Genomic DNA, 21,286 nt, shown 5'->3' with positions numbered 1-21,286 from the left:
CAAGAAAAGAGAGTGAGCAAGAAATGAAGGGAATACTGTCTGGGTTGCAGTGGATGATGTTTATGATTGCAGGTGCAATCGCTGCGCCAATTGCTATCGCAGATTTATATAACCTAACACCTGTGGAGACGTCTGGACTCATCCAGAGCACACTGATTACTTTAGGAATAGCTGGATTTTTACAAGGTGTCATCGGCCATAAATTCCCTATTCATGAAGGTCCAGCAGGGTTATGGTGGAGCATTTTCACCATTTACGCGAGTTTAGTGGGGGTATTGTATTCTTCGAATATTGCTGCCCTGCAAGCTTTAAGTGGGGGAATGATCTGTAGTGGAGTTTTATTTATCCTAATCTCAGCATTTAAGCTAATGGATAAAATCGCTCGTCTATTTACGCCAACGGTCACTTTTATATATTTGCTCTTATTGATCTTTCAATTAAGCGGTTCTTTTATGAAAGGTATGATGGGGATCACGTCAAGCCACACCTTGTTAGATGTTAAAGTGTTCTTGCTGAGTGTGATTGTGATTTGCATTACCTTTGGGTTAGGGAACAGTCGCTTTGTTTTGCTGCGCCAATTTTCAGTAATAATCAGTATATCGATAGGCTGCTTATTGTTTATCATATGCGACAAGATGCCGGTGATTTCACCGGCGGATACGCTATTTAAACTGCCAAAAGTATTTCCTTTTGGAAGTCCAAGATTTGATAGCGGGACAGTCACAACTGCCTTTCTATTAACACTATTGTTAATAACCAATGCGCTTGCGTCTATTCGGTTGATGGAGACCGTTATGAAACAAAAGAAATTGGACCATAACCGTTATTTACGTGCTGGATTTACTTCTGGCATTACCCATTTTATTGGTGGCAGTTTCGGAGCGATTGGCTCAGTGCCTATTTCGGGAGCGGCGGGATATGTTGAACAAACAGGGATGAGGGAACGGAAATCGTTTTTAATTGGATGCATCTTAGTCATCTCTGTATCCTTGTTTCCGCCAATAATGAACGTAATATCCGGTATTCCAGCGCCTATAGGCTATGCCGTTACATTCGTCATCTTTGTGAAGATGGTTGGATTATCGCTGAAGGAATTGAAGAAGGTTCTGCATGAAGAACGAACATTTGTTGTTAGCGGAGTTTCTCTTTTAGTTGGTGTGGGTTTAATGTTTATTCCTACATCCGCTACGAGCCATTTATCTCCGATTGTAATAGCCATTTTGAATAATGGGTTAATTTGCGGCAGTCTATTGGCGATTATTTTGGAACAAGGGTTAATGTGGAAAGATGCAAATCGATATGAGGATTCCAAAAAAATGTATCGATAATTTGGAGGGTTAAACATGCATTATCTAATTTCAGTTGTCGGTCTGGTTATTGTTCTATTACTGGCCTGGCTTGCGAGTAATAATAAGCGGAAAATTAAATATCGTCCAATCATCATAATGATTGTTATTCAGTTAGGTTTGGGATTAATTATACTAAAAACGAGTATAGGCGAATTCTTAATTAAAGGGTTTGCCGATAGTTTTTCGAAATTACTTGGATATGCCAATGAAGGAACGAACTTTGTTTTTGGTGGGATTGCCAATGAAGGAGCTCATACCTTTTTCCTGTTTGTGTTGATGCCAATTGTTTTTATGTCAGCATTAATAGGAATCCTGCAACATTACAAAATACTGCCGTTCATTATCAAATATATTGGTCTGGTGCTAAGTAAAGTAAATGGCATGGGAAAATTGGAATCTTATAATGCGGTTGCAGCCGCAATTGTAGGACAAAATGAAGTATTTATCTCTGTGAAAAATCAGCTTGGATTATTGCCAAAACATCGCTTGTATACATTATGTGCATCTGCAATGTCAACGGTATCCATGTCCATTGTTGGTTCATATATGACGATGCTGGAACCTAAATATGTAGTAGCTGCATTAATATTGAACCTATTTGGCGGCTTTATCATTACATCCATCATTAATCCGTATGAAGTTACAGCAGAAGAAGATATCGTTGAAGTTAAGGAAGAGGGCAAACAAACGTTTTTTGAAATGCTGGGCGAATATATTATGGATGGATTTAAAGTAGCCATCGTAGTTGGGGTAATGTTAGTTGGTTTTGTTGGAATCATTGCTTTAATTAACGGGGTCTTTAGTGGCATATTTGGAATATCATTTCAGGGAGTTCTAGGGTATGTCTTTGCACCAATTGCCTTTATGATCGGTGTGCCATGGCATGAAGCGGTTCATGCGGGGAGTATCATGGCAACGAAGCTGGTTGCGAATGAATTTGTTGCCATGCTAGACTTTGTTAAGATTCAAGACGGTTTAAGTGGGCGTACTACAGCCATTGTTTCCGTTTTTCTAATCTCATTTGCTAACTTTGGGTCCATTGGTACTATCGTGGGTGCAGTAAAAGGGCTGAATGAAAAACAGGGGAATATTGTTGCTCGCTTTGGATTGAAGCTGTTATATGGCGCAACACTTGTAAGCGTTTTATCCGCTATAATTATCGGAATTATATTTTAGTTGAATCATTTCTATTTTGAATACAATTGAACTCGAAATGGAGCTTTTCAAGCATATTTCACAAAAGCAGGACAATTCAGGAGTCGTGTGGAATAAATATACAACTTTAACGAATCTGGAGGTCGTGAAATGGCGTTTCCGACACATATTGTCTCATCAGGTGGAATTGTAGAAGATGGAAATGGAAATATCTTATTAGTAAAAGCCCATGACGATGGTTGGGTGTATCCGGGTGGTATAACTGAAGTTGGAGAAAATCTGATTGATGGCGTGATTCGTGAAATTAAAGAGGAAAGTGGAATAGATGCCGAGGTTAACCATTTAATTAATGTTGTTTCGAATACAGCGATCCATAAGTGGTATGACGGTGTGACCGATGTTCCTACGAAGGTCATGTTTGATTTTGTTTGCAAAGCTGTAGGTGGAGAACTAGCGACTTCTGATGAAACAAGCGAATGTAGGTGGGTTCCCAAGGAAAATGTTCTGGATTGGATCACATTACCTGCCATCCGCATGCGTTATGAAGCTTATTTGAACTTTAACGGTTCTGTGAATTATATCGAATACGTCACGGGGACAATGTCAGAATGTGATATCAAGCTTCAAAGGCGTGTTTAAAGTGTACGAAGGATCAAACAAGAACATTGATACATCCAAAGTCGCTATAATAGCGGCTTTTTTTGTAGGACCAAGTTCTTGCCCCAAACTGAGGACAAGAACTTGGTCCTAATCATTAAACTCAACAAAGACACACTGAAAAAATACCATCAAATAATAACCTCTCAATATCCTACAGAGCGGTCCCTAGATGTCCTTGATGGATGCCGTTTGCGAAATTCTTTCGCGAATGTCTTCTTCAGTTCGTGGAACTAGAAAATCTACCATCAATTCCGCGTTTGCTTGAACTTCCTCGATGAAAGGACGGAAACTCTGATTATATTCTTGGAACGCAAGTTCAAAATTCCCATGGTTTTTTTGGAAAGCATCAGCCAAGGCTGCCGCCCCATCGATTGCTAGTGATCCTCCCATGCCGGCAGCTGGAGAGGCGCAGTATCCAGCATCACCGACTAGCGCTACCCTACCTTTTGTCCATGACGGCATTTTCATTTGGCACAGCTTGTCAAAGTAAAAAGTTTTTGAGTTCTTCACTTCTTCCAGCAATTCCGGTGTTCGCCAGCCTAGTCCGGAAAATTGATTCAAAATGATATCCCGCTGCTGTTCCTCGTTTCGGTAGTCGTAGGGGAGCTCCTTCTCCGAAGAAAAGCAGAGTACGATATCGGTTTTATTGTTATAAGAGTTCAGCATGACCGCCTTGCCCGGCTCGTTGTACATCTGTGTCGTATTCTCCCGGATCAACAACTTATCCACGATCGTGATAGAGAAATACGTTTTAAGAAAATGCGAAAATTCCGCTTCCTCGCCGAACCATAATTTTCTGACGGCCGAATGAATACCATCACAGCCGAATACCAGGTCATAAGAGCGTTTTTGTCCTCCTTTGAAAGCTACCTCAACGCCATTAGCTTCTTCTTTCAAAGACGTAATGCTATCCCCGAAAATAAACTCAACGTCATCTTGGACAGCCTCGAACATGATATCCAGCAATACATCTCGCTCGATTTCATATTCATCTTCTACAAGCTGCTCACGGATTTCGACTCTTTCAGTGACATCATCGGAATTTTTGAATTCCATCAATTCCATGTCTATTTTGTTCGATTGGATTTGGTCTAGAAGCCCCATACGTTTCGCAATGTCGGCGGTATTTTCGCGGATATTTACAGGTGTGCCGCCTTTTTTAAGACCTTCAGCGATCTCAACAACGGTCACGTTGTAGCCAAACTGCTTCATCCAGTAGGCTGTTGAAATTCCGGCGAAACTCGCCCCGCTAACTAGAATATTTTTTTTCATATTCGTTCCTCCCATGATCCATAATATTTCTAATGATGTTGTATAGAATAAAATAGCTTTGTGAACTGAATATGAATGGCTCGTGCAGAGCCAGGCGTTGATATTTTCATCAAGAAAAGCTTTAGAAATGAATATCTATCTTTAAAGATTGCTATAGTTATCCCATTTACATCCATATAGAATGAGAACACCAAACATGTAATTGTTTTACATTTCTGCTGCCGCAAGAGGATCTACTAGTTTTTTTTTGGGGATCACTTGCCCAAACTTCGTACATGTTTGGAATCATTCATGGAGGTGTGTGATGAAGAAGAAGTCTTGGTATACTTTGGTGGTGGCAGGTGTGGTATCTTTGTTTATTTCGGTAAGCGCTTTCGCAAGTTATGTTTTCTGGGAACCACTGACTTATTTTAACCCGGAAACATGGCAAAAGGCAGACGGCTACTCCAACGGAGACATGTTCAACTGCACGTGGCGGGCCAACAACGTTAATTTTACGAATGATGGGAAGCTCAAACTGGGTTTGACAAGTTCTGCATACAACAAGTTTGATTGTGGGGAGTATCGCTCCACTAATAATTACGGATATGGGCTGTATGAAGTCAGCATGAAGCCTGCCAAAAATACCGGCATAGTTTCCTCCTTTTTTACCTACACAGGACCTGCTCATGGTACGCAATGGGATGAGATTGATATTGAATTCTTGGGAAAAGACACGACCAAAGTACAGTTTAATTATTTTACAAATGGGGTCGGTGGTCATGAAAAGGCTATTAACCTTGGCTTTGATGCATCACAGGGATTCCATACCTATGCTTTCGACTGGCAACCAGGGTATATCAAGTGGTATGTTGATGGCGTATTGAAGCATACCGCAACCAGCAATATCCCCATAACTCCCGGTAAAATTATGATGAACATATGGAATGGGACCGGGGTTGATAGTTGGTTAGGTGCTTATAACGGTGCCAATCCATTGTACGCTGAATACGATTGGGTTAAATATACGAGTAATTAGTTATGCAGAAGCAGCCGCTCAGCGGCTGCTTTTGTTTTTTCAAGAGCACGAGGTATCTCCTGAAAAGAAATTTCGAGTAGAAGATGTTAATGAAATTATCGGCAATTCCGATAAAAATAGCTGAGGGGATTATGGAAGAATGCTCTGGGCAGCCTAGGGGCAAGCGATTCATATACAGTTCATAAATGCAATTTACAATAAGATAAATTCTTGTTAGTAACGTGTTTTACGAAAAGCTGCTTATTACAGATAAATATGGAGGTAAGATTCGTTTGGAATTGTTTGAATTTATTTTATTGATGCTGGTGGCGGTCTCTTTATCCAATTTAGTAAACCGGTTTATACCTTCGATCTCCGTGCCTATTATTCAAATCGTGCTGGGAATGTTGATTACTTTGCTGCCCTTGCACTATGAACTGAAATTAAATCCGGAGCTGTTTTTACTTCTATTCATTGCCCCGTTGCTGTTCAATGATGGCAGACATGCGGATAAAGAAGCACTGTGGAAGCTGAAGAAACCGATCCTTTTGCTAGCGCTGGGTTTGGTCTTTGTAACGGTAGCTGTGATGGGATATTTCCTGAATTGGTTACTTCCGGTCATCCCGCTGGCGGCAGCCTTCGCATTGGCAGCAGCACTGGCGCCTACCGATGCTGTGGCCGTAGGCGCACTGGAGCAGAAAGTGAAGATCCCCCATCAGACAATGCAAATTCTTGAGGGAGAGTCTTTAATAAACGACGCATCAGGACTGGTCTCCTTTCAGTTTGCCGTAGCCGCAATGGTCACAGGTGTATTCTCTTTCAAAACTGCCAGTATCAGCTTTATTGCCATTTCACTTGGCGGTGTGGTGTTGGGCCTGCTGCTCACCTTAGCAAAATATGGTGTGGTGAAGTGGTTGCGCAAACTGGGGATGGAGAATGTCACGCTTCACATGCTGATTGAGATTCTAACTCCATTTTTGATTTTCATGGCTGCAGAGGAATTAGGGGTCAACGGTATCCTGGCCGTTGTCGCTGCAGGAATTGCCCATTCCTTCGGTTACAAGAAAATGAACCCTGAGGTAGCCAAGCTAATTGTTGTATCCAAAAGCACCTGGTCGGTTATTATCTTTGTATTAAACGGACTCGTTTTCCTCTTGCTTGGAACACAGCTTCCTGATATTATCCAGACAATTTGGAGTAACCCCGAAATAGGTAATTTTAAAATCATTATGTACACACTATTATTGACTTCGGCTGTACTCGGACTGCGTCTCATCTGGGCAATGCTGATGGATATTTCCGAAGGGACCAAACCGCGTGATCCTTGGGCGCTCAGGTTGAAGAAGGCGCTTATCCTCAGTCTTTCGGGAGTTCGGGGAACGATTACACTGGCGAGTACCTTGTCGCTGCCGTTTTTACTTAATGATGGCACTGCATTTCCAGCCAGAGATCTGATCATTTTCCTCGCGGCTGGAGTTATCTTGTGGACTCTTCTGGCATCCAACTATCTGTTGCCGCTTTTATTGGGTAAAGAAACACAAACGGAGCAGGAAGAGGACGAAATTCAGGCAAAAATTGAGATTCTGAGGAATGTGGTTACCGGATTAAATGAACTGACCACAGACCAGAACCGGCTTGCAACCGCCCAAATCATCAATACGTATACTTCCAGAATACGAACACTCAAGAAAGATGAGAAGAAAGATAAGGCACAGCGGTCCTTGGGTTTGTCCGTTTTGAAATGGGAAAGAGAGAATACTCTGCATGCTCTTGAAAAGAAAGAAGTGAATCCATATACAGCGTACCGTTACCTTAACCGGATTAACAAACTGTTGTTTATGCACACAAGAGATGCCCGTTATAAAAAAGAGTTTTTCCCCGTTAAGCATTGGGACGAAGTGTTAGGGATTCTGCAGCAAGTCCGGTTAAGCTTCCGTGAAAGACGGGCTGAATTGAATAGTCTTAGAATTAAAAATATTGCTTATGTCATTAAGCAGCTAAATGTTCTACTCGCAGAAGGAGATTGGGATATGGAGATGGTCAGCTCGCTGATTCTGCAGTATGAACGAATGCTGCTGGGTCTGACCAGAAATGAACCGGACACCGGCACCCGAAAAGAGTTTGGCATATCGATGCAGGAGCTGGCCCGAGTCGGAATTCAGCTGGAGAGAGACAACATCCAGTCCATGTTCGAGACAGGGAGGATTTCAAGACAGGGCGTGAAGGAGATGAAACGAGATATTCTATTCATGGAGCATGATTTGCGAGAAGAGACAAGCTAAGAGGTACCGATCGATGTTTTTGTCAAAAACCTAGGGGGAATGCAAAGATCTCTTACGAAAACTCATTGAAGAAAACCGCTATTTTAGCGGTTTTTTTGTTTTTATGGAACTTTGTTCTTGACCTGAATACTCATAGGCTGTTTTTAGGCAAGGAGTTGCCTAGAGGATATAAGTGTGTTAAAGTACCTATTAACCAAACATCCTACGTTTGAAAAAATAGATGAAATGAGGGCTTACGTATGCTTCAGAAAACAAATCGGCTGACGCTGGTCGAGCAAGTCGCATTGCAAATGGAAAGACAGATCGAATCTGGCAAGTGGGCTGTCGGGATGCGTATTCCGGCTGAACCGGAATTGATGGTCGAGTTGAATGTTAGCCGCAATACATTGAGGGAAGCCATTCGGGCGTTGGTCCACTCAGGACTCTTGAAGACGAAGCAAGGGGACGGGACGTACGTCTGCTCTTCGAGCGTGCTGGGAGTTGTGCTACATAAACGAATCATGCGCTCCGACACGATGCAGACATTGGAAGTCCGGCATGCGCTCGAGCGCGAGGGAGCCCATCTTGCCGCACAGCGCAGAACGGACGACGAGGCGCGCGAACTTCTTCTCCAATTGGAACGCTGGGAGGGGGCGGCAGCACGCGGTGACATGGATGGTATTGTAACGGAGGATATCCATCTACACCAAGGCATCATCGCGGCGTCTCATAATGAAATCTTGATCGAATTATACAATCATATCGCGGACGCATCACAAGATACGATTATCAGCTTGACTCGTTATGAAATCGAAGCGAGTTTCAAGGAGATGCACCGGCAACTGGTTGAAGCGATTGTTGATCAAGATGCCGATCGTGCCGTGGCAGCGGTTCACCGTCATATTGCGGAATCGAAAGCTGTTCTTGAGGTCAAAGGAGACGAGCAGCCATGAGCGTACTAAGCGATACAAAGTCAACGATTGGGAAGAAACCGTTGTCGTTGGCTTGGCCAATTATCCTCGGCATCGTCCTGATTGCAATGATTATGCGGTCGCCGTTAACATCGGTAGGCCCATTGATCGGCTCGATTCGCGAATCCCTCGGACTGTCAAATGCTACGGCAGGTCTGCTCACTACGCTGCCGTTGCTTGCTTTCGCGTTGCTCTCGCCGTTCGCCCCCATTCTGGCACGCCGTTTTGGGGTGGAACGAACCCTTCTTTATGCGTTGGTTTTACTCATAGTAGGTATCGCGATCCGTTCGTTGGCCGCAACAGCTTCTTTGTTTGCAGGCACTGCTTTGATTGGGCTATCGATTGCGGTGTGCAACGTGCTCATTCCAAGTCTGGTCAAACGTGATTTTGCTCATCAAGTCGGCCTCATGACCGGTGTGTACTCCGTGTCGATGAATTTATCCGGGGCGATTGCATCCGGTGTCAGTATTCCGGTCGCCCGCGACCTCGGTTTCGGCTGGAATGGCGCGCTTGGCATTTGGGGCGTACTCGTTTTGTTGGCCGCGCTGTTCTGGTTGCCTCAGGCACGGGCGAGTAGGGGGTCTGCCGTAGCGGCAACAAGTGGTGCGTCCAAGCGCCGAAGTCTGTGGCGTTCGCCTCTGGCATGGATGGTTACGATTTTTATGGGGATGCAGTCTCTCTTTTTCTATGTTTTAGTCGCTTGGTTGCCAGAAATCATGACAAGCCGGGGATTGAGTGAAGACAGCGCCGGTTGGATGCTATCGCTGTTTCAAACTGCTGCGCTGCCCGTAGCGTTCATCGTGCCGATTGTTGCGGGACGCATGAAGAACCAACGTTTACTGGTCATCATAATGACTATCCTGTTGTTTGTTTCATTGGGAGGCCTTTACTTTGGGGGAAATGCTCTCATTTCGTTATGGACAGTTTTACTCGGAATTGGTGGGGGATGTGCGTTCAGCTTGGCCATGATCTTTTTAAGTTTACGTACGAAAGATGCCCACGATACAGTTTCTTTGTCTGGCATGTCGCAATCCGTAGGATATTTGCTGGCAGCAACCGGACCGATCTTGTTCGGTTTGCTTCATGACATCACGGCAAGCTGGAACTCCCCGCTGTTGCTGCTGCTTGTCGTTAGTGCTCTGCTGCTCCTGTCTGGCTTGGGCGCCTCCAGAAATCGCACGGTATAAGGAAAGAAGAATAAGCAGAGCTTGTGAAACGCGCCGAATGCCACGGCAGAGGCAGTATGAGATTTGTAGCTCAAGTCTATCAGGGTAGGCCGTGAGCAGATAGCGGAATAGCACCTATATATGGAAGTATTTTAATATATCAATTGCGAAAATGATTGGCTATAATGCAAAAGGTATAAAAGGAGAAATGAAATTTATAAAAAAATACAAAAATGAGGAATGTAAGTGGTTTACTTTTTATGGACGATGTATCTTGGATTGCTAGGAACAGCATCTCTCGGCTTTTCAGATATTCTTTTTCATGAATGGTTCCGGTAACCTTAGGTATCCTATGTATTGAAAGAATCCGTGCTAACAAAATGAGAAAACCAGTGAAATTTTAATTCATTCACTGGTTTTTTATTTACCCTCGAATGCAGTTTGAGAAATTACAAAGGAGTTTTCTTTTTAGGACACACATAAACGTATGCGAAGGGAATATTCAGAGGTGCAAATTTAATTTTTCAATAATAAATTTTTGTTCATTTTGTAAAATACTGCGCATCGTCTGATCCATTTCAAATAATAAAACTTTTGTGTTTTGATTTCATTGTATGTCCTCCAGCATTGATAAGATTGGGATTCCAAAAAAATTTCCTAAACAAAAAAAAGTGATCGTCCAGAGTAGAGCGCTGGAGTATGTTATAAGAGCAAATTTTGTATAATGAATACCGCTCACTCCAATGAGCAAAGGCATGAAATAACGCACAACCGGGATAAACATTCCGATACACATCGCTACATGGCCTCTTTTTCTTAAAATGGATTCGGCTATGAGATAGTGCTTATTGTGTGAGAATTTATTCTTAAATTTGTGGCCGAATAATTTGCCTGTAAAATAAGCAATTGTGATCGCTGTTATCAGACCAATCAGAATACTGATATAGGCAGCCCAGTGATTGATAAAACCCGAGCGACTTAGAACGGCACTGGTAAGAATGGTTACTTCATTAGGAATTGGGATTCCGAATGGGCCTAGGGAGAAGGCGAGAAAAAAGAAAAGGTAACCATACTGATGGACAAGATCTAGCACGTTATGAACAATCATTTTTTTCAACTCCTCATGTGGATAGATGTATCTTAACGAGAAAAAATAAGGAATTGATTAGAGTATTTCTAAAGAAAATCTAAAGAAGTTGCAGTGAAAAAAAATGAACCGCATGACCATATTGGATAAACATTGGCCATGAGATTCACTAAGGTCTCAATCACTTATCTATCGATGTATAAAAACTTCATAAATTCCTTCGTTTTTATACCAGAGATTTTTCATGTAGATTGTGTATGATGATCTGATGAATCGAAAATGGAAAAATGTATTCGCTTTACATAACTGGTGCCTCCGCAGAAAGTATTGTAGAGTTGTAGGAGCAATTACGCGATGAAGGTGAGAAATATGGAAATAAATAAGATTCTTGTTGTAGACGATGAGCCGGAAATTCGAGAAGCTCTCATTATTTACTTAAAAAGCAATGATGTAGATGTATTTACGGCCTCTAACGGATTGGAGGCACTGGAGATCCTTGAACATGAAACGATTCATCTTATTATCATGGACATCATGATGCCGCAGCTTGATGGGATCAAGACGACATTTAAAATTCGTGAAGATAAAAATATACCGATCATTATGCTTTCCGCCAAATCGGAGGATAGTGACAAGATTTTGGGACTCAACGTTGGAGCTGACGATTATATAACGAAACCGTTTAATCCCTTGGAACTGGTCGCTAGAGTCCGATCTCAGCTACGCCGGTTTACGAATTTAGGTTCCTTTCACTCCATCGGGGAAGAGATCATTCAAGTAAAAGGACTCGTGTTGAACAAAAGCTCGAAAACTGTTGAGGTGGATGGAGCGGACGTTAGACTGACCGCGAAGGAATACAAAATTTTGGAGCTGTTGATGGAGAACAAGGGCAGAGTTTTCTCCATTGAAGAAATTTATGAACGCGTGTGGAATGAGCCGGTTTTTGCTTCAGAGAATACGGTTGCCGTACATGTGAGAAACATTCGTGAAAAAATTGAGATCAATCCTAAAGACCCAAAATATTTGAAGGTGGTATGGGGAATTGGATACAAAATCGAGAAAAAGTAAAGCGGATCGAACGATTGGAATTGACCCTCTTGTCCTCATCATCGCAGTTATTTTAGGGATCTTCTTACTTATTAACGAGTATTCATACTTGGGGGTGGGTCTGAGATTTTCAACTTCACGTTTTATTTTGGAACTGCTTTCCATTATTATCTTGGGTTTGTTGGTAGCCAGACTGTTTCGTTATTTTAAGGCGCCTCATAATAAACGTACCTTCTGGGATGGCAGTGTGTTGCTAGATTACTTTTATATTTGGAGAACCGGTTTTAGAGCCAGTCTGCAAAACGGGAGACTAACGTTTGGCCTCATTATTATGTTTCTGCTGATTGCATTAACCGGTATTTGTTTTTGGGAGGCAGTCACATATTACGGTGAGGGATGGCTCATCCTTTATTTGTTGCTATTTGTGCTGTTTGTGGTTCCTTATATGCTCTCCAAGCTTAGACGTTTCATCGCCATCATCAATGGAAGTAAAAAGATATCCGAAGGGAATATTCAGAATTCAATTCAAGATACTGCCGGAAACGATTCCCTATCTGAACTTGCTGGCTATATTAACAATATGAAAGCCGGGTACCAAAGCGCATTGGAACATCAAATGAAAAGCGAGCGGTTAAAAACGGAACTGATAACCAACGTATCGCATGATTTGAAGACTCCGCTTACTTCGATTATCAACTATGTCGATTTATTAAAAAAAGAAAATCATTCTTCGGAGACAACCCGAGGCTATATTGAAACGCTGGAGCGCAAGTCGCTTCGACTGAAACTGTTAATTGAAGACCTGTTCGATATCTCTAAGATGGCCAGCGGTACAATAGAGCTGGATATGGAGTACGTCGATGTGGCAACGTTATTGACACAAGCGATAGCGGAATCCAACACTCATATGGGACAGGAGTCGCTCGAAATGCGGGAGAGGATTGCCAAGTTCCCGATCCATGCGCATTTGGACGGTAATAAAATATGGCGTGTATTCGAAAATTTAATTAGCAACGCGCAGAAATATTCGCTTCCAGGAACCCGAATCTATATTTATTTGGACGAGACTGATGATCTGGTAAGATTCAAAATTCAAAACACCTCTGCCTATGAGATTGATTTTGACGCGGAAGAACTGTTCGAACGTTTCAAAAGAGCAGACGAATCCCGTCAGACAGAGGGCTCGGGACTAGGTCTGGCTATTGTGAAAAGCATCGTTGAGTTGCATGGAGGGCAGATCAAAGTCGAGATTCACGGCGATCAATTCAACGTTATTGTGCATTTACCTAAGAAGCGCTGAAAGAAAAATAAGATCACTAACATGATACACATGTGGGTGATCTTATTTTTTAACGAATGGAACTAACTCAATAATCCCCAACGGAAAGCATAGGCAACGACCTGTGTCCGATTTTTTGCACGCAGCTTGGTCATCAAGCTGCTTACGTAATCTCTTACTGTATACTCGCTGAGGAACAACAAGGAAGCGATTTTCTTGTTATCATAACCTTCCGCTAGAAGTTCGAGAACGGTAGACTCTCTTTCTGTTAAGGCGATGGCCATCGTTTTGGCGGTGTTTTCCTTCTCTTTCCTAGATAAAAACAAACCAAGCCTCTTTCCCACTTGTTCAAGCAAATCCAGCTCACCCTTCGTGCAATCAAATGAATCTCCCATTTGGTCAAAAGTGACCCAGCCATACAATTGATGCTCGTGGGCAATCGGTATAAATATAATCGAAGACAACTGAAATAACTGGATATGCTCGTCTCTTAGATAAGGTTTTGGATTTTTCAAATAGATCGGTCTTTTAGAGTTGAAGATTAGATTTTGCTCGGTCAATTGTCCTTTCATACTCTGAATTTTCGGAAGTTCTTCGCCGATGACCCCATAAAACTGGTTGGACCAAGGTACATATGCATAGAAGACACAGCGTTTATAATTGAAATACTTCTCACATTTTTTCAGGATAAAGGCTAGATCTGAAGCTCCGGAAGAACTGACTAGGAGTTGGTTTAATTGGTCCAGCAAACGCAGTTTTTTTAATTCGTCATTTTCCTCCGTTTCATGATTACCAGACTCCGTATCAGCCCACTTATGAAAGCTATACATCAGATACGAGAAGACAGATAACAGGAACATGAGCGGGTCCATCATCCGCTGATGTTTCAATTGGATTAATAGTGTCAGCAAAGCTTTTTCCAATATAATTTGAAGCCATTGTAAGCTTGCCATATTTAAAATAGTTAGCTGGGATTGAACCCAGGTATCCAAATAAGAAGAATAATGATTATCCATATGATCCAAGTCTGAATAAGTAAACATCTGGAAAAAAGATCTCATCAGTACTTCCGTTTCGTTCCGATGTGTCTCAGAGATATTAGCTTCCGCGATCAGGTAAATGTTTGTGTTTTCTTCGAGCTGTTTACTATGCGTTTTGAAAAATAATACAAATTCCTGAAAAGTCATTTCAGTATATGGATGAAAATTTTGTGTCATAATAAGCCGTTCCCTTCAAATGAAATACCCTACAAATGGGGGGTATACAATCCATTATTACACAGAACTTTATAGGATAGTATTTCAAAATTAAAGGAGTAATATTGAGGAGTACAAGTTCTTGAGTCTTTTGAGTCCAATTAGGATTGATAAGATCTTAATGAATGGGCAAAATATGGATATATAACTGATGATGAAATGGAGCGGTTGAATCTTATGAAATTACATGAAAAAGTAGCTATTGTTACAGGTGGTGCTAGTGGAATTGGTGAAGCCACCGTTCGCCTTTTCGCAAAAGAAGGAGCAAAAGTGGTCATTGCTGACTTCTCTGAACATGGTAAAGAACTAGCTGCCGAACTCAATGGGGAAGGTCATGATACGTTATTTGTCAAAACAGATGTGACTAAAGAAGAAGATATTAAGCACATGATTAATGAAACTGTTGAGAAATACGGTAAGCTGGATATTATGTATGCAAATGCAGGGGTTGCCGATGACGAAACCGCTGATGTATTGTCATATGATAAATGGAAACGAACGATCGATATTAACTTGTCAGGTGTATTTCTTTCCGATAAATATGCTATTGAGCAGTTCCTTAAGCAAGGAAATGGCGGAGTTATTGTTAATGCTGGCTCGATACACAGCTTTGTTGCATTGCCTAAAACAACAGCTTATGCCTCGGCAAAAGGAGGCGTTAAACTGTTAACTCAGAATTTATGTACTGCGTATGCAAGCAAGGGAATCCGGGTCAACGCGGTATGTCCTGGATACATTGAAACGCCTCTGTTGAAGAACGTAGATGAAAAAAGCAAAGAATATTTAACTTCACTTCATCCACAGGGCAGACTTGGCCGACCAGAAGAAGTAGCAAAAGCTGTGTTGTTTTTAGCCAGCGATGATGCTAGTTTCGTGAATGGTACGACCTTGCTTGTTGATGGAGGTTATACCGCACATTAATTTTGGTCAGATAAAAGATGGTATCTGAAAACAGATTATCAAATCGAAATAAACCTCTAATCATTGAAGACTTCTTCATTGATTTAGAGGTTTTCTTTTACATACGGCGTAGCCTATAGAAGATTCCTAAATTACCCTTTGACAGAGCATTAAAGTTTCCTGCATACTGACTTTATAAAGTTGTTTTATAAAGAGGGTTATAGAAAGAGCTGACCACATTGGAAGGATCTAGGCTCTAAGTGCGTGTTTTACTAAATCTGCTTGTATTCATCATACTCAATGAATATGGGATGATTTTTTTCTGGTTTGCATTTAGATACAGGAGGTGAGAGTCATGGTATATATTATTTTAGCAGCTATCATTTGGATTGGGGTTTATGCGACTTTGAAATTGTCGAGTCAGCCTATTGAAGTGAAGCCAATTCGATCAATTAATGATCTCTTTGAATAGCTAAAGGAATTGCCATGGACACTTAATAAGCACTCTTTATAAAGACAAAAACTATTTTAAAGATGAGTAAACCTGTATTCAACAAAGAACTCAATAATAAATCCAACTTGAATTCGGAGGATTTTAAATGATTAGACTCGTAGTAACTGATCTGGACGGAACATTTTTGAATAATCAAGGTTCGTTTGATATTGAACTTTTTAATGAAGTGTATGAAGAAATGCAAAAGAAAGGAATAACGTTTGTTGCCTGCACGGGAAAACAGTGTGAACGAGTAGAAAAGTTGTTTGGTGACCATGGGAAAGGAATTTGGATTCTTGGAGATAGCGCGGCCAGAATCAAGAAAGATGGAAAAGTCGTCAAAGAGTTTAGCATTGATCGCACACTCGTTCTGCGAGCCATTGAAGAAATTCAAGGTTTTGATCCCCAAATGACAATCATTGTATGTGCAAGCGATGCAGCATACGTACATTCCTCTATCTCTGATGATATGTACAACGTAGTTAAGGGCTCTTATGAACAAGTCATAAAAATGGAATCCTTCTCCGAAATCGATAGTGATTTTATCAAAATAACCGTATTTGATACACAAGGCAGAAGCACAATGCTTAGAAAACATGTAGAACAAACGTTAAATGGCCAAATCTATATTGTCGACTCTGAAGCCAGATGGCTGGATATTACTGCTCTTCATACCCATAAAGGTGAAACGGTAAAAAAATTACAGGATATGCTGGGGGTGACCCCGGAGGAAACGATGTCGTTCGGTGATGGAGAAAACGATGTTGAACTGATGGCAATTGCTAAATACAGCTTTGCTGTTAGCAATGCTTGCGAGAACACCAAAAAAGCAGCAAGTTTCATCACAAAATCTAATGAAGAAAACGGCGTTCTTACAACCATTCAAAAAATGATGGATTTACAGTAGGACTGCTCTAAACATTCAAATAGAAATTACTATATGACGAAGCATGTGAAAAGGAGCGTGGGATATTTGCGTAAAAATGTATATTTGTCAGGCTCTGTACTTACTTCTGAGGAACGACGGAAGTTGGAACAGTTAAATACGATTATGGAAGCACACTTCTTAACAACACATCTACCGCATAGAGACATAGAAACTCAATCTGTACACTCAAAAAGTGGAGATGAAATGTTCAAATTTGCAGTTAAGGCGATAGAAGAATGTGATATGTTTGTCGCTGTTTTAAACAACAATGACTTGAATTTAAGTGATGCCTTTTGGGAGATTGGTTATGCTTATGCGCATAAGAAACCTATTTTTTGTCTACTTGAAGGTGAATTCAATATCAATCAATGGGGACAACTCATGTTGATGAATTCTTCAGTTGTTTGTCATAATGTGGAAGAACTCAAAGGGCAATTAGATCAGGCACAAAACTATTTAAAATCAAAAACGAAAACAGTGTAGATATATGATTGCTGTAGAAGACTCAACAGAGACATATCTCATCGCCTATAGTAACAAGTATTCAAAAAAATAGAAAATGTGATGAACGGACGGACCAGCAATCAAGAAAGAGCTTATCAAGGCGTTCACTGCACAATAGAGGGAAAGCTTTGATCGAACGAGAGTGGGGTTACGCCGGGCTAAACAAAGAGTTATACAAAGATCTTGTGGCGAAAGATACTGATGTGAAATTCGGAGCTGGGCAACATTTTGGCCATAGTTCAGGAGTTATTCCGGTTGCGGACCATTTATAATTAATCCTTATCGATATGAACAATCTATTGCTAAATTGATATTTTAATGTAAAATGACTAAAATGATTCGCAAATAGATTAGTCTAATCTCGGCAAGACTTCTTTTATTTTCAAGAGAGGTTGATATGGAAATTTATGAGACGACTGTGGGCAGATCGTATCACCGACAAATTCAATCGTTTGATTTACAGCAGCTCCTTCAAACAGAGAATTCGCTTATCTATCATCACTATGATAACGCTTGCAATCGGGGCAGTGGGCATGACAACTTATTGGATTGCATCCAAGGAGCTCCAGAAGAACGCATTTGAGACTAGTCAAGAAACCGTAAACAAAACGACTCAAATTCTGGACGACAAATTAACGGGGATTTCCAACTCCATTCGTTCACTGACCTTTAGTTATGCCTTCAAGGATATGATGCTGGATGTACAGAGTAACGATATCTCTAATTACTATGTGCATTTGTCCGAGCTCCAATATGTGTTTTCACAGGTTTATTTCAACGAACCTCTAATCGAAAGCATACTTATTGCTACGCCCATTGGAGATTTTTATCCCATTTCACAAAGACGTTCTCAGACACAGTCCTTTTATGAATCCAGTATGTATTACGATATGATTGAGAATTATGGTGGGAAGTGGATAAAAGGGCATACGGATAAGCTTTTTACTGGGAACAAGCGTGCCATTTCATTTGTTACAAAGGGAACTCAAGAGAATGTCCCCAACACAAATGTATTTATTGTCGTGAATGTTAATGAGAGTGGATTAATTGGGCTGGTTAACAAACATTCTTCAAATGATGATAGCGATTATTTTGTAATCGATTCCAAAGGCGAGGAAGTAATCCGGACTTCATGGTCATCCAGCCATAATCTAATGAAAGATAAACCCTTCTTGTACAATGTATCTGAGAGTAATCAGGGCTCTTTCTTTCATAAGTTCGATGAAACCGATTACTTGGTTAATTACACAAGATCAACAGTAGTCAAAGATTGGAGCCTGTTCGGTATTCAACAGAAGGATACACTGCTTGAACAAATGAACGGAGTAAAGCGTACCACCCTGTATATTATGCTTTTCTTCCTGCTGTTCACTAGCCTTTTAACCAATAAACTAACGGCGCTGTTGCTAAATCCCCTATATAAACTTCAGCGACTTATGCGTGAAGTAGAGAATAACCGTCTGAATGTTCGCTTTACCAGCCGTTCCTCCGACGAAGTTGCTCAGGTCGGATTCCAGTTCAACCGCATGTTGGATGAAATTAACCGACTCATCGATGATGTAAAGTTGAGCGAATCCGGAAAACGTAAGGCAGAGATGCGAGCTTTAACTGCGCAAATGGAACCACACTTTTTGTATAACACTCTTAATACGATCTATTGCAAATCAGTCCTGGGGGAAAATGAGGAAGTCAATGAGATGATTCTATCCTTGTCCCAGATGTTTCAGCTTGGCTTGAGCGGAGGGAAGGACTGGAACACGCTCCAAGATGAATTGTTGCACGCAGAGCAGTATTGTCTGATTCAACAAAAATGCTATGAAGGGCTGTTTGAGCTTGAAGTTACCGTACTGGATGAATCTGTGCTGAACTGCCTTTTGCCAAAGATTCTCTTGCAGCCGATTGTGGAAAATAGTATCCAACATGGCTTTAAGGACATTACTTTCGGAGGTCAGATTCATTTACAGGTGGACAGGCAAAACAATTTGGTTCATCTGATTATTGAGGATAATGGTGTGGGCATGGATGCGGCGATGGTAAGTCAAGCGATGTTGCAGCCGCCAGTCTCCAAGAAGGGTTATGCTCTGAACAATATCGTGAATCGGCTCAACCTGTTTTATGGAGAAGAAGCGCGAATCGAACTCTGCAGCCTTCCTGGCAAAGGATCGAGAACTGACATTTGGATTCCGATTAGAGAAGGAGAAGTTGAACCATGATAAATGAACCCCAACGGATTAAATTATGCATCATTGATGATATTCGAAGTGTAGTCGATATGATTTCTCAGAAGCCGCCTTGGGGAGAACATCACATTGAAGTGGTTGGTACGGCCCTCGATGGTGAGGAGGGTATTCGACTGGTGAAAGAAACCAAACCTGATATTGTTCTTACAGACATACGGATGCCCAAAAAGGATGGGTTGGCCATGACGCAGGAAATTCTCGTAAGCGCTCCCTCCACGAAAATTGTCATTCTCAGCGCGTATACCGATTTCTCATTTACAAGACAAGCGATTCGTTTAGGTGCATTTGATTTTGTAAAGAAACCTTTCTCTATAGATGAAATCATTCAGGTCGTGTTGAAAGCAAAGGCTGCATTCGAAGAAGAACGGCAGGGCCAGAGTAAGGCAATTGAAATGGAGCAACAGGTAAGGAAGAGTTTACCGGTATTGCAGCAGGAGTATTTGTCCTTGCTTGTTCATCACAGGACGAATGCTGACGCTGCTTTTCAGAAATGGCAAACACTCGGCATTCAACTTGCCCCTCAAAATTTCAACCTCTTTATCGTAGAGCTAGACCGTTTCATGGACAAATATAAAGCACAACCTGCACGGGAAGTCGAATTGATCAGGTTCAGCCTTCGAAATATTTTGGAGGAAACCATCGCAGCTTTTATTAGTGGTGGTGTTGTTTTTAGCGAAGCGTTAAATCGATTTGTCTGTTTAATTAATTGTGAAGATATGATAATGGCAGAGCAAATTTCTGAAGCATGCAGGTTGAATATTTATCAATTCACGAACTCTACCATCTCAATTGGTATTGGTAGTTGTGTTACTTCTATCGATGAATTACCGGATTCATATGAGCAAGCTTTAAGTGCTCTGGCCTATCACTTCTATTCAGATGGTAATGGTGTTAACAGTTATTCAGGCATATCCGAAGACGAGAAAACACTGCTTAATTATACTGCGTCAACTGAGCACGAGTTTCTCATGGCTCTACGCTCGGGCAATCGGGAAAAATGTCGGCTTATCCTAGAGCAAATCTTCAATGATCTATTGCAGCGAGATCCGCTTCCCAAACCGCAACAAGTCGACAATCTATGCTATGAATTGTCATCCAAAATATGTCGAGTCATGTTAGAACAATTCCCGCCCGATCGCGTGAAGAGACTTGAAGAACAATGGAACCATGTGAAGCGTACAGGTGTAATTACATTTCAGATTATGCGGGATACGGTGAGAGAACTCTGTCTTGAAGCGTGTTCTTGGATTGAGCAGGAACGCTCGGATGAATCAACTAAGTTGATCTATCAGGCGAAGGATTACATATGTGCCAATTTACATTTAAATTTATCTCTTGATTATTGTGCAAAGCAGTTCAATTTAAGTCCCGGATATTTTTCGAATTTATTTAAAAAAGTACTGAATATTTCATTTCAGCAATTCGTGATCCATCAGAGAATGGAAAAGGCTAAAGAGATGCTGATCGATGATTATCAGGTACAGGAGATTGCAAGGGAATTAGGATATGAGCATCGCCGTTATTTTAGCGAAATTTTCAAGAAGCATACCAATATGACCCCATCTGAATTCAAGCTATATAGTACGGGGAAGATCAGTCAACCTTTAGATCTTGCTCATAAGCAATCATAATTCGTAAGAGTAGCCTTGTTTCCGTGAGTTTCGGATGCAGGGCTAGTTTTTTAATGACAGATTCATAAGAAAACCTGCCCTTGATGTGTG

17 protein-coding genes are annotated in these 21,286 nt (G+C 41.3%); 14 read left to right on the top strand and 3 right to left on the bottom strand.

Translation table 11 applies throughout. The annotated features are described in order from the left end of the window. Positions 1-23: 23 nt before the first annotated feature. The 3 genes from ACDJ58_RS15620 (at position 24) to ACDJ58_RS15610 (ending at position 3,143) form a co-directional block, all read left to right on the top strand. Positions 24-1,328, top strand: coding sequence for a purine/pyrimidine permease (locus ACDJ58_RS15620; RefSeq protein ID WP_413371790.1), 1,305 nt, complete (start codon positions 24-26; stop codon positions 1,326-1,328). Between the two features lie 15 nt (positions 1,329-1,343). After that, positions 1,344-2,525: a NupC/NupG family nucleoside CNT transporter gene (locus ACDJ58_RS15615; protein ID WP_063563670.1), complete on the top strand. Its 1,182-nt coding sequence runs from the start codon at positions 1,344-1,346 to the stop codon at positions 2,523-2,525. 129 nt (positions 2,526-2,654) lie between these two features. Continuing rightward, positions 2,655-3,143: an NUDIX hydrolase gene (locus ACDJ58_RS15610; RefSeq protein ID WP_413371789.1), complete on the top strand. Its 489-nt coding sequence runs from the start codon at positions 2,655-2,657 to the stop codon at positions 3,141-3,143. A 186-nt stretch (positions 3,144-3,329) separates the two neighbouring features. Here ACDJ58_RS15610 and ACDJ58_RS15605 read toward each other — a convergent pair whose 3' ends face one another. Then, entirely contained in the window at positions 3,330-4,436 is a 1,107-nt protein-coding gene (locus tag ACDJ58_RS15605) for an FAD-dependent monooxygenase (protein WP_413371788.1), read from the bottom strand. A gap of 304 nt (positions 4,437-4,740) precedes the next feature. Here ACDJ58_RS15605 and bglS point away from each other — a divergent pair, with 304 nt between their 5' ends. The 4 genes from bglS (at position 4,741) to ACDJ58_RS15585 (ending at position 9,852) form a co-directional block, all read left to right on the top strand. Continuing rightward, on the top strand, positions 4,741-5,454 hold the full coding sequence (gene bglS, locus ACDJ58_RS15600) for a beta-glucanase (RefSeq protein ID WP_413371787.1): 714 nt from the start codon (positions 4,741-4,743) through the stop codon (positions 5,452-5,454). Positions 5,455-5,726: 272 nt separating this feature from the next. Next, positions 5,727-7,715: a Na+/H+ antiporter gene (locus ACDJ58_RS15595; RefSeq protein WP_413371786.1), complete on the top strand. Its 1,989-nt coding sequence runs from the start codon at positions 5,727-5,729 to the stop codon at positions 7,713-7,715. Positions 7,716-7,954: 239 nt separating this feature from the next. Next, positions 7,955-8,647: a FadR/GntR family transcriptional regulator gene (locus tag ACDJ58_RS15590; RefSeq protein WP_413371785.1), complete on the top strand. Its 693-nt coding sequence runs from the start codon at positions 7,955-7,957 to the stop codon at positions 8,645-8,647. Beyond that, complete coding sequence (locus ACDJ58_RS15585) at positions 8,644-9,852, top strand: CynX/NimT family MFS transporter (protein WP_413371784.1); 1,209 nt, start codon at positions 8,644-8,646, stop codon at positions 9,850-9,852. The genes ACDJ58_RS15590 and ACDJ58_RS15585 overlap by 4 nt, the downstream gene beginning before the upstream one ends. A gap of 586 nt (positions 9,853-10,438) precedes the next feature. Here the strand turns inward: ACDJ58_RS15585 and ACDJ58_RS15580 are convergent. Continuing rightward, positions 10,439-10,939 carry a DedA family protein gene (locus tag ACDJ58_RS15580; RefSeq protein ID WP_413371783.1) on the bottom strand — a complete coding sequence of 167 codons (501 nt, stop codon included), beginning with the start codon at positions 10,937-10,939 and terminating at the stop codon, positions 10,439-10,441. 333 nt (positions 10,940-11,272) lie between these two features. Here ACDJ58_RS15580 and ACDJ58_RS15575 point away from each other — a divergent pair, with 333 nt between their 5' ends. Both ACDJ58_RS15575 and ACDJ58_RS15570 read left to right on the top strand, forming a co-directional pair. Beyond that, positions 11,273-11,986, top strand: coding sequence for a response regulator transcription factor (locus ACDJ58_RS15575; RefSeq protein ID WP_413371782.1), 714 nt, complete (start codon positions 11,273-11,275; stop codon positions 11,984-11,986). Beyond that, entirely contained in the window at positions 11,961-13,265 is a 1,305-nt protein-coding gene (locus ACDJ58_RS15570) for a sensor histidine kinase (RefSeq protein ID WP_413371781.1), read from the top strand. Before ACDJ58_RS15575 ends, ACDJ58_RS15570 begins: the two co-directional genes overlap by 26 nt. Positions 13,266-13,327: 62 nt before the next feature. Here the strand turns inward: ACDJ58_RS15570 and ACDJ58_RS15565 are convergent, their stop codons facing one another. Next, positions 13,328-14,461 carry a LuxR C-terminal-related transcriptional regulator gene (locus ACDJ58_RS15565; protein ID WP_413371780.1) on the bottom strand — a complete coding sequence of 378 codons (1,134 nt, stop codon included), beginning with the start codon at positions 14,459-14,461 and terminating at the stop codon, positions 13,328-13,330. Positions 14,462-14,677: 216 nt separating this feature from the next. On the opposite strand from ACDJ58_RS15565, the gene ACDJ58_RS15560 reads away from it, so the two are divergent. The 5 genes from ACDJ58_RS15560 to ACDJ58_RS15540 all read left to right on the top strand — a co-directional run bounded on the left by ACDJ58_RS15560 (position 14,678) and on the right by ACDJ58_RS15540 (position 21,196). Continuing rightward, positions 14,678-15,421, top strand: coding sequence for an SDR family NAD(P)-dependent oxidoreductase (locus ACDJ58_RS15560; protein ID WP_413371779.1), 744 nt, complete (start codon positions 14,678-14,680; stop codon positions 15,419-15,421). A 578-nt stretch (positions 15,422-15,999) separates the two neighbouring features. Further along, positions 16,000-16,800, top strand: a complete 801-nt coding sequence (locus ACDJ58_RS15555) for a Cof-type HAD-IIB family hydrolase (RefSeq protein ID WP_413371778.1) — start codon at positions 16,000-16,002, stop codon at positions 16,798-16,800. A 66-nt stretch (positions 16,801-16,866) separates the two neighbouring features. Continuing rightward, positions 16,867-17,304, top strand: coding sequence for a nucleoside 2-deoxyribosyltransferase (locus tag ACDJ58_RS15550; RefSeq protein WP_413371777.1), 438 nt, complete (start codon positions 16,867-16,869; stop codon positions 17,302-17,304). 554 nt (positions 17,305-17,858) lie between these two features. After that, positions 17,859-19,538, top strand: a complete 1,680-nt coding sequence (locus tag ACDJ58_RS15545) for a sensor histidine kinase (protein WP_413371776.1) — start codon at positions 17,859-17,861, stop codon at positions 19,536-19,538. Further along, positions 19,535-21,196, top strand: a complete 1,662-nt coding sequence (locus ACDJ58_RS15540; RefSeq protein WP_413371775.1) for a response regulator — start codon at positions 19,535-19,537, stop codon at positions 21,194-21,196. Before ACDJ58_RS15545 ends, ACDJ58_RS15540 begins: the two co-directional genes overlap by 4 nt. Positions 21,197-21,286 lie beyond the last annotated feature (90 nt).

The organism is Paenibacillus taichungensis (genome assembly GCF_047302525.1).
Taxonomy (GTDB): domain Bacteria; phylum Bacillota; class Bacilli; order Paenibacillales; family Paenibacillaceae; genus Paenibacillus; species Paenibacillus taichungensis_B.
This window is presented reverse-complemented; position numbering and strand designations above follow the sequence as displayed.

What these genes read in the sequence shown, in the direction of transcription:
- ACDJ58_RS15620 (WP_413371790.1), top strand. Translation starts at nt 24, where the DNA reads ATGAAGGGAATACTGTCTGGGTTGCAGTGGATGATGTTTATGATTGCA.
- ACDJ58_RS15615 (WP_063563670.1), top strand. Translation starts at nt 1,344, where the DNA reads ATGCATTATCTAATTTCAGTTGTCGGTCTGGTTATTGTTCTATTACTG.
- ACDJ58_RS15610 (WP_413371789.1), top strand. Translation starts at nt 2,655, where the DNA reads ATGGCGTTTCCGACACATATTGTCTCATCAGGTGGAATTGTAGAAGAT.
- ACDJ58_RS15605 (WP_413371788.1), bottom strand. Translation starts at nt 4,436, where the DNA reads ATGAAAAAAAATATTCTAGTTAGCGGGGCGAGTTTCGCCGGAATTTCA.
- bglS (WP_413371787.1), top strand. Translation starts at nt 4,741, where the DNA reads ATGAAGAAGAAGTCTTGGTATACTTTGGTGGTGGCAGGTGTGGTATCT.
- ACDJ58_RS15590 (WP_413371785.1), top strand. Translation starts at nt 7,955, where the DNA reads ATGCTTCAGAAAACAAATCGGCTGACGCTGGTCGAGCAAGTCGCATTG.
- ACDJ58_RS15585 (WP_413371784.1), top strand. Translation starts at nt 8,644, where the DNA reads ATGAGCGTACTAAGCGATACAAAGTCAACGATTGGGAAGAAACCGTTG.
- ACDJ58_RS15580 (WP_413371783.1), bottom strand. Translation starts at nt 10,939, where the DNA reads ATGATTGTTCATAACGTGCTAGATCTTGTCCATCAGTATGGTTACCTT.
- ACDJ58_RS15575 (WP_413371782.1), top strand. Translation starts at nt 11,273, where the DNA reads ATGAAGGTGAGAAATATGGAAATAAATAAGATTCTTGTTGTAGACGAT.
- ACDJ58_RS15565 (WP_413371780.1), bottom strand. Translation starts at nt 14,461, where the DNA reads ATGACACAAAATTTTCATCCATATACTGAAATGACTTTTCAGGAATTT.
- ACDJ58_RS15560 (WP_413371779.1), top strand. Translation starts at nt 14,678, where the DNA reads ATGAAATTACATGAAAAAGTAGCTATTGTTACAGGTGGTGCTAGTGGA.
- ACDJ58_RS15555 (WP_413371778.1), top strand. Translation starts at nt 16,000, where the DNA reads ATGATTAGACTCGTAGTAACTGATCTGGACGGAACATTTTTGAATAAT.
- ACDJ58_RS15545 (WP_413371776.1), top strand. Translation starts at nt 17,859, where the DNA reads ATGACAACTTATTGGATTGCATCCAAGGAGCTCCAGAAGAACGCATTT.
- ACDJ58_RS15540 (WP_413371775.1), top strand. Translation starts at nt 19,535, where the DNA reads ATGATAAATGAACCCCAACGGATTAAATTATGCATCATTGATGATATT.